This window comes from Parachlamydiales bacterium (assembly GCA_041671045.1).
Taxonomy (GTDB): Bacteria; Chlamydiota; Chlamydiia; order Chlamydiales; family JABDDJ01; genus JABDDJ01.
The window spans coordinates 118,119-126,858 of sequence record JBAZCF010000011.1; the positions used below are offsets into that span (position 1 = coordinate 118,119).

At 42.8% G+C, this 8,740-nt stretch carries 5 protein-coding genes; 1 reads left to right on the top strand and 4 read right to left on the bottom strand.

The features are described 5' to 3' along the window. Positions 1 to 153 precede the first annotated feature (153 nt). From WC222_11180 to WC222_11195, 4 genes are all read right to left on the bottom strand, one after another. A complete protein-coding gene (locus tag WC222_11180) occupies positions 154 to 1,476 on the bottom strand; it encodes a M4 family metallopeptidase (GenBank protein ID MFA6916951.1) in 1,323 nt (440 codons plus the stop codon). A 55-nt stretch (positions 1,477 to 1,531) separates the two neighbouring features. Beyond that, positions 1,532 to 3,343, bottom strand: a complete 1,812-nt coding sequence (locus tag WC222_11185) for an ABC transporter ATP-binding protein (GenBank protein MFA6916952.1) — start codon at positions 3,341 to 3,343, stop codon at positions 1,532 to 1,534. Positions 3,344 to 3,406: 63 nt separating this feature from the next. Continuing rightward, positions 3,407 to 5,233 (bottom strand): ABC transporter ATP-binding protein, encoded by a 1,827-nt coding sequence (locus tag WC222_11190; protein ID MFA6916953.1) that lies wholly within the window; start codon positions 5,231 to 5,233, stop codon positions 3,407 to 3,409. 432 nt (positions 5,234 to 5,665) lie between these two features. Further along, complete coding sequence (locus WC222_11195) at positions 5,666 to 7,684, bottom strand: hypothetical protein (protein ID MFA6916954.1); 2,019 nt, start codon at positions 7,682 to 7,684, stop codon at positions 5,666 to 5,668. Between the two features lie 99 nt (positions 7,685 to 7,783). On the opposite strand from WC222_11195, the gene WC222_11200 reads away from it, so the two are divergent. Beyond that, positions 7,784 to 8,554, top strand: coding sequence for an SET domain-containing protein-lysine N-methyltransferase (locus tag WC222_11200; protein ID MFA6916955.1), 771 nt, complete (start codon positions 7,784 to 7,786; stop codon positions 8,552 to 8,554). The last annotated feature ends 186 nt before the right edge of the window (positions 8,555 to 8,740 follow it).

Sequence of the window (8,740 nt, forward strand, 5' to 3'; positions counted from 1 at the left end):
TCGAGCGTAGTATTTGACGCAAACTGGGATGTAATAGAAAATCACATTCTACAATAGACTTCTTTCTTACGCACTTAACAATAGTGATGCCTAAAGTATCGCTATTGTTAAGTGCAGGCCTATTCAGCGCGCTGGGGGCGTGCTAATTGGGTATTAACGAGGGTTAGGTACTTGCATAAACTGTGACGGATCACTGAAATTATTATCATATAAGCCCACAACAATAAAGGCATTTACGATAGCACTTTTCACTCTTCCTTCCCCAAAAAGTTGTTCGGCGGATTTTACAATTTCTTCTTTGAATTGGTCAAAGCTTGCATTGGGGTCTAACCGGAATAGAGTAAGGAACCAAACTGCACCTAGGCCCCACCAGTTGTAGTCGCCCAGCTGTTTTGCTGCAAGGTAGAATGCTCTATTTAAAGCCCCTGAATAGATATGTACACCGCCTTCATCCTCATCTGTATCTTTCATATAGGTCAAATTGTCCGGTTGGATATCTTCCCCTAAGAGCGGATGAGCATTTTTGCCATTACCTAATGCCTCACCAGGATTGGAAAATGATCTTAATGAGTACTTTATGTTGTTAAGATCCTTAATGAATAAGTCGCCCATGCGGAGTTTATCTTCTGCTTCAGCTTGTTCGATACTAAGTTTATTTCTTAGAAAATCAGATATTAATCCAAAAACGTCAGCAAAGTGTTCGTTTAATGCTCCGGGCTGTCTCGAATAGACAAGTTGTGCAATGTTATCAATGACTTGGTGCGTAAACTCGTGCCCTGCAACGTTATTATCGTCTAGAGAGCTTCCAAAATAAGGGCTATTTTTGAATCTTCCAAAAACTAGAGCAGTTCCTGTGAACATCGCGTTTAGAAGGTCGGTTCCGTAGTTGAATACAATTTTTACCGGGCTGCCCCTGTTGTCGTGAGAAAACCAGCTGTAAGATGCAAATACAGTGAGAATAGACCGTATATTTAGTGCTGCATGGTTTTCTTCCAAATGCTTAGATTTTTCTTCTGTATCTAAAAGAGAATTTAGGGTTTGAAGTCGTGGCTCTCTTTCGACGCCGGCGGCATTGTATGTTTTAAGGTCGATTTTACTTACATCCGGCAATGAACCCATGATTGTTTCAAAAGGCTTAGCGACAGCTTGCTTCAAGAAAGCTAACACCGCACGGGAGGGATCCACTCCTACAGCTTCTTTAACTACTGCAACAGATTGATGCTTATGAACTAAATCTAAGCCATGCTGACGGAAGTTTAGCGAATCATGAGCAATTTGTTCAAAACCTTGTTTTTCCGCGAGGTTTTTTAAGTTGATGGTAGAGACGAGTCCACAACCATTTCTTACATTTCTGCCTTCGTAGGTGGAAACTATAGAGCACTGCTCCGGTCTATCTTGAAGAGGGTTTTGATAAGTTTGTTGGTAGGCTGTCTGACGCGCAAATAAGTTGGCTGGATCATAGTTATCTTTACCCATACTCTCTCCATGTTAAGAGTTTTTTGAATACAATATAGGTTGAACGGGGGTTATTTCAAATAATATCTGGAGTTTTTTCTTCAAAATCTTGCGGAAAGGCATCAGGCATAAGGCCTCCGGACTGCAGTTTCCACATATTAGAATATACCCCGCCTGTTGCTATGAGTGCAGCGTGAGAGCCTTGTTCAACGATTTTCCCTTCATGGAAAACTAAAATGCGGTCTAATCCACGCAGGGTGGATAAACGGTGTGCGATGACTAATGTTGTCCTTCCTTGCATGAGTTTATTAAGCGATTCCTGGATTTCTGCTTCTGTTTTTGAGTCTAAGGCGGAGGTTGCCTCATCCAAGATGAGGATCCGGGCTTTTGAGAGGAAGGCCCGAGCGATGGCGACACGCTGCTTTTGGCCGCCGGAAAGTTTAATGCCTTTTTTTCCGATAACAGTCTGGTATTGTTCTGGAAGTTTCTCGATAAATTCATGGCAGTGAGCTAATTTGGAGGCGTGGATGACATCTTCATCGGTAGCTTCCAGGCGGCCATAGCGGATGTTGTCCATTAGGCTGCGGTGAAATAGTTGGGGATCTTGCGGGATGACTGCAATATTTTTGCGCAATGAAGTGATAGTAGCATTCGAGATATCATGGCCATCGATGAGGATGCGGCCATGTTCTACGTTAAAGAAGCGGAGGATGAGTTGAATAAAAGTGGTCTTCCCTGCCCCTGAATAGCCTACAAGTCCTATCTTTTCTCCATGATGAATTATAAGCGTCTTATTATCAAACAGTTGTTTTTCCGGATACCCAAATGAAACACCCTCAAATGCAATCTCGCCATGCGATACCTCAAGTTCAACTGCTTCGGGGCTGTCCACAATATCGTGAGCTACTTGTATGGTCGTTAAGGCCTGGCGGCAGGCTCCCCATAGATTGAACACTTGCGGGATGGAAGTTCCCACCCACCACGTCATTGTCACGGCGCTCCATGTCGTATTGATAGCGAAGATGACTTCTCCCAAAGTGGCCCAGCCTTGCTTCCACGCATACAAAATATAACCGTGCAAGCCGATGCCCGCACCGAGAAAAGTAATAATACCAAGCCATGTGATGACATTAAGGGAGACTTTTTCTGAATATTGATAGACTTTGATCTCTTTTTGCTGTTTTTTATCTATATAGCTTCTTTCAGCATCTTCATGGGCAAAAAGCTTGACCGATATATAATTTGACAAACTATCAACGATGCTGCCTTGCAAATTGGCCTTGACTTGGCTGTGTTCTTGGGCGGCTATGCAGCAGGCAGGGGCCATGAGTATGCTGGTGTACATATGGATGACTATCCACCCAATGAATATGGCCGCGAAGGCAAAAGAGATATTGAAGAAGAGAACTGCGGCAATAGCTATCAACCCGGCAGTAGGCAAGAATGCTGTTACTACAATATCCAGCATGGTGGTAAAGCTCATCACCATCAGATTGATATTGTAGGCTACACTGCCGGAAAGGTTTTCGCTAAAATAGTGGTGTGAGTGGCCGTGAACATATTCAAACATTTCCATGCGGACTTCCGCTTCCATCTTAGGAACAAGCGAAGCCCACATATAACCGGCGATGCGAAGAGCTATTTGAACACCGATCCATAAAGCTAAAGCATAGTAGATGAGAGTATGCAGGGATGACCATAAGTCTTGTCGGTGGGAAGCTATCGCCTCTAATCCATCTAACAGTTTTCCTATAATAACAGGCCAGAGGGCGAGGTCTAGCGACCATGCCAGGAAGAGCAGCTGCATAAAGAAAAAAGTCCCTGCCCTTCGTCTTATAAAATGCCAAAAAAAGGAGGGTAGGGTTTTAGGCAAAGGAGATGTTGACATACTCTTCAAACTATATATGAGAATGTTTTGTGTCAATCTTGAAGAAAAAAATAGGGGGTTTCCCTAGGCATAACTTTTACCGCTCTCGTAGTCAGGCAAGAAACCGCCGACTTGCATATTCCATAAAGTTGCATAATGTCCATTGCGGGCAAGCAAGCCTTCATGTGTTCCGTCCTCGATAATTTTCCCACGGGAGAAGACCAGGATACGGTCCATATCGGTCAAAGTAGAGAGGCGGTGAGCTACGACAATCGTTGTGCGGTTGCGCATTAGATAGGTCAACCCTTGTTGTATATATCGTTCAGTGACGGAATCCAACGCAGAGGTCGCTTCATCTAGGATAAGGATAGGTGCATCGGCGAGCATAGCGCGTGCGATGGCCAGGCGTTGTCTTTGTCCTCCAGAGAGTTTAACTCCCCTTTCTCCGACGAGAGTGTTATATCCCTCGGGTAATTCTTTAATAAATTCGTGGCAGTGGGCGAGTTTAGCGGCAGCGAAGACTTCTTCGTCTGTAGCGTCGGATCTTCCGTAGCGGATATTTTCCATTAGGGTACGATGGAAGAGGGTGGCGTCTTGAGGGATCATCGCGATTTGACGGTGGAGGGAGGCTTGGGAAACATCAGCAATGTTTTGTCCATCAATAGTAATGTTACCGGAGTCTACGTCGTAATAACGAAGGATGAGATGGGCAAAAGTGCTTTTGCCTGCGCCGGAAAATCCGACGAGGCCTACTTTTTGTCCCGGGCGTATATTTAAAGAGAGGTTTTCAAATAGAGGGTCTTTGCCATAGGAGAAGGTCACATTGTTAAATTGGATGTCGCCGTGTTCGACTTCTAGCTCTGCCGCCTCAGTGCTATCTACAACATCATGAGGGACATCAATGACTGTGAGAGCTTGCCTGCAAAGGCCCAAGGAAGTGAATAACCGCGGAAGTTCAAGGCCAACCATCCAGGCCATAGAGGTAATATTCCATACAGTGTTGAAGATAAAAACAACTTCTCCCGTAGAGATGGTCCCTTGCTGCCAGGAGTAGAGCATATAACCATTGATGCCTAATCCTGAACATATAAAGCAGGCTATGGCAATGGCAATTTTCATTTTTTCGATGTAGAACAGAGCATGTCTGTTTTTATTCTGTTCTTCCCTTTGGTAGGCGCCGATGAAATTGCGTTCAAAAAATTGACGGCCGAAAAGCTTGACTGTGAGATGGTTGGATAAGCTATCTACTAGCATCCCTGAAAGGGTACTACGCGCTTCCCCATGCACTTGGGAGCGTTTACCGCATCCTTTCATAAAATACACGCATATGCCTACATGAATAGCCATCCAGAATATCAGCATGGCAGCGAAGAAAGGGTTAACGAAGAAAAATAGAACCGTTGCTATTAAGACAGCTACAATCGAAGGTATAATTAAAGTGACAAGTAAACGGACAATTTCGTGTACATTTTGAGTCATGTCAGCAATTTTATTAGCAACGGTTCCGGCAAGGTGGTTGGCAAAGAAGCGGTGTGAATGCCCTTGAACATAATTGAACATAGACATCCGCATATCTGCTTCAAAACGGGGCAAGGCATAGGCCATAATGATGCCGCCTAGCCTATAGCTTATTTCCAGACCAATCCATAGGATGATGCCCCAGATGATGGGTTGGGATAAGAGTGGCCAGATCTCTCTCGGTCCTTCGCTATGTGTGGTGATGAGATCTGTGAGTTCTCCGAAGATGATGGGCCAGAGAGTCGTGTCGAGGGCCCAGCCTAACCAGAAAATTTGCATAAGGACAAGGCCTAACCAATGTCTTTTCACAACTGCCCAGACAAAATCTTTGGGAGTTGTCGGCTGAGCAGGGGCAGCAGCGCTTTGGTTAGTAAAAGTGCCTGTCTCAATCATGATAATTTACGAATTTGTTGAGAGATAGAAAACTGAACAAAAAAAAATAGATAAAATTATTTGAGCAATATTCTTTTGTCCATTGCTTAGGTATGGAAATTAGAGAAGGAAGAGTTCTAATTTTACTAAACATCAGTTGCATAAAGTTTTTTATTTACCTCAAAAAACTTATCGTCACCTTACTGAGAGGACACTTGATTTTGCTATAAATTAAAAATAGGTTCTTTTGTTTTATTTTGTCAAAGGGCAATTGATAAAATCTAAAATTATTAGAAAATTAATCCCTTTTCCGGACAAAAAGGGAGCAGAATTAGATCCTTAGTTCGCATTTTAATGCAAAAATTAGTGATCTTTTTTTTGAAATTTTCCTTAAAAAATGATTATTAAGCACTGATTTAATGCTGCCGCACTAAATGTGCGGCAGCATTAACTTTAGATAGGAACTGATTTCAAGCGAGTTTCTTTAGGATCGGTATGATTTAAATCCTCATCCTTCATATGTTTTAGCGGACCCTCTACCATGGCTAGATTACTATTTACAATGTTTTCATCCACATTGTAATTCTTATCAAACATGGTGGGAACCTTAGCGCCCATTAAAAAACCGACGAGGAATAAAACTGTTGCTGTTGTTTCCGGATCGGTATTGCCATCTTCAGCAAAAACCAACTCGTCCCCCACTTTTTTCAGGGCTTTATCTCTAATTGCCAATGAGCAGTTAGTGATATTAGCTAGAGGATATTGAGTCGCATGATGCAAGGAGTGGTGATTGATCAGCATATGCACATATACCGTAAACTCTATAATATTCTGCTTATATTCCTCCTCCGTCATTGCAGCTGTTAGAATAGGAGGTACGTTAGGATTATTTTCGATCATGTCTTCAGACATATTAATGAATTGTTGTTTTACATCGGATTGATTAAAGTCATCCCAGCTTGCATTAACAAAGGTAGTCACATCTTGGGTAATCTGGGTATGATATGCATTCTCTTCCTGTGCAAAATAATCGACCTTCTCACCTGCCAATGGAGTTGCCGGTTTAAAGTTCTTCCAATTGACATACCTATCAACGGCTCTTTGAATGAGCTCATTGAGACTGTTGGCAGTTAAACCACCTTTGGCTAGAGCACTATCATCGCCAAATACAACTCCTACACGCTTTTTCACTTCTTCGGAGGGCTCTTCACCCGGTTTTACCAGTCCGCCGAAACCGGCCCCTACTTTATTGATTTGTTCAGTACCTTGTAGGTGCTGCTTTAGGTATTTTTTCAAAGGGTTGTCATCTCTCAAGTTTCTAAAGATACCTTCAACAAACACTTCAAGAGTTAGGTGTCCCTTACCTAAATGTTCACAAGCTTCACCCCAATAGGCAAATTGTGAAAGTGCCGCATAAAAAGCCCTGTTGAACTTTCCGATGACATCTGAAGATCCGTCTCTGCGCCATATTTCTTCTCCCGGACCGCCCACTTCCCCGTCAAAGTTGAAGATGATTTCTTCTAGCTGGGGTGGATTTACTCCCTCAGGATCGAGGGTTGCCACGATTTTAGTATCTGCAAGGGAGCCTTGAATGTCACGCGCAAGGCCCTTCCAGCTAATATTCCAGACCGCTTTTCCATCGATAATTTCGCGTGGTACGCTTGCAATACTGTTCATCAAGAGTTTAATTAAATTTTCAGGAGTTTTTTCTATTTTTGGATAGGGTATAGTACTCCATTTATCAAATTTTCTTTGTACTAGCATTGAAGTGGTCTCGTCTGACTTGGAAAGACCGACGATTTGAAGAAATGTATTTATGTAGGGGCTAATAGTCCATCTGTTGACGGTAGTAATGATGCGAGAGCTTATTGTTGCAGCGAAAAGTGAGGCAAGCTTAGGAAGATTATTAGTTAGAAAACTCATGAACTCGGAAAAGTTAAACAACTGATCTTTCGGGGGAGTATTCATTTGTGCAGGGTTTTCGGGCTGGTAAGCATAATCCACGTATACCTTGCTCAGATCTAAGTCTTTCTTAAATTGGTATGTTTTTTCAATTGTCTGAACAACAACTTCACGTATTTGATTTTCGACATCTTTTTCATAGGGAGTATAGTGATGGATAATATCAAACCTAAGTTTTGCTTCTGTCGAACTTGAGCTGCTTAATGAGAAAAGACCGGCTCTCTTCACCTTACTAATTATTTCAAGATTAATATAGCCATTATCGGGCTGGACGGTAGCTAAAACTTTGTTGCCGTCATAAATGCGGACATATGAGCTGGCATCAGGAAATTCTTTACCGTTAGGGCGTGGAGTGTGGAAAAAATAGCCTGATAAGTGGTTGATTTCCTTTTCTTTCTTTTTGCCTTTGCTTTTAGACTCTTCTTCCTTGACTAGACTAGGGAGGCTTCTCTCTGTTTCCTGGTCAAAGACTATCCTGCCGGCTAATGCGGCTCCAATGCGTAAATTCATTTCCTTATCTCCTTGAATAGTTAGAAATGTCGACTCTCACACGCTAGCAATTTTAAATTTTATTCTCCACAATATGTTTAAATAAAGTTTTGGTGTTCTATGAATAACACGCCCTTGCATTGGGCAGTGATAAATAATGATCTTGCTGAGGCAAGCCGTCTGAAAGAAAGCTTGGGCGATATTGATTTCGTAAATGACGCGGGATTTACTTCGTTGGATTTAGCGTTTCTTCTGGGTAGAGGAGAATGTATTCGACTCTTGTGTCCGAAATTCAAGCCTCAGATCAAAATGCTATTAAAAACAGACAAGATTGTCTCCCATCTAACAGCAGGAGAACTTCTGGAAAAGACAGGAGTTGCCTACTCCCCTACCCTGCATTTTTCAAGTTTTGAAGATTTAGAGCGTATTTTACATCTATTTCCACGCATTCTGGATGATTCTGTGCATGCGCTAGGTAAGGATAAGCAAAAGGAAATTTTTTCCTGTGAGATTGCTAACGTCACAGTAGTATGGGTAAATAATGCTTTAGGTTATGGGGTTGTAACCAATAGGAATCTAAAGAAAGGCGATTTTATCGGTGAATATACGGGCTGGGTGCGTCCTGTGAGCCGAATTATGCCCTGGGTGAACGGCTATTGCCTGCAATACCCGACGCGTTGGGGAGCAGGTAGATATGTCATTGATGCGAAGGTCTATGGCAATATAACCCGCTACATTAATCACAAAGACTTGCCCAATTTGGAAGGGCGATGGGCATTAGATAGGGGTTTAATGCATTTGCTGTTGTTTGCAGCTGACGATATTCCACGAGGGGCACAGCTCACCCTGGATTATGGTAATGACTATTGGGAGAACCGCGTTAAGTACTAGGAGTGCCCATAAGCCTCAAAGCCTCAAAGCCTCAACCAAGAAGTTGTCTTTAGGGATGTTTGTGTGGCATTTTTTTTTTGAACGCAAAGACGCAGAGAACGCAGAGAAGCTTCGCCCGGCAAGAAGTTGTTTGTAGGAACGTTTGAGTGGCGTTTTTTTGAACGCAAAGGCGCAAAGATCGCAGAG